Origin of the sequence: Pollutimonas rozaliensis, assembly GCF_048751585.1 — a bacterium.
Classification (GTDB): domain Bacteria; phylum Pseudomonadota; class Gammaproteobacteria; order Burkholderiales; family Burkholderiaceae_B.
The window spans coordinates 1-247 of record NZ_JAZHOB010000291.1; the positions used below are offsets into that span (position 1 = coordinate 1).

Consider the following 247-nt stretch of genomic DNA (forward strand, 5'->3'; position numbering starts at 1 on the left):
GCCATGGTAGGGAGCGCAAAGTAGAGCCCTTCGCCATGGCCGTCGGCCAGCAGCCGCTGAGCCAGAATACAGGCGGCTTCGGTCTTGCCCGCGCCGGTCACGTCTTCAAGGATGAACAGCTGCGGCCCAGCTTGAAGCGACAGATCTTCTGCCTTCTTCTGCAGCGGGGTCGGTGTCACCTTGCCTGCAAACCACTGGCCAAGCCCGACAAAAGGCACTGGCTCCGGCGGACGTGCCAAGCCGGTGG

1 protein-coding gene is annotated in these 247 nt (G+C 64.0%); it reads right to left on the minus strand.

Translation table 11 applies throughout. The features are described 5' to 3' along the window. The coding region (locus tag V0R37_RS22950) for a hypothetical protein (RefSeq protein WP_420376672.1) at window positions 1-218 on the minus strand (218 nt) is incomplete at its 3' end. Window positions 219-247 lie beyond the last annotated feature (29 nt).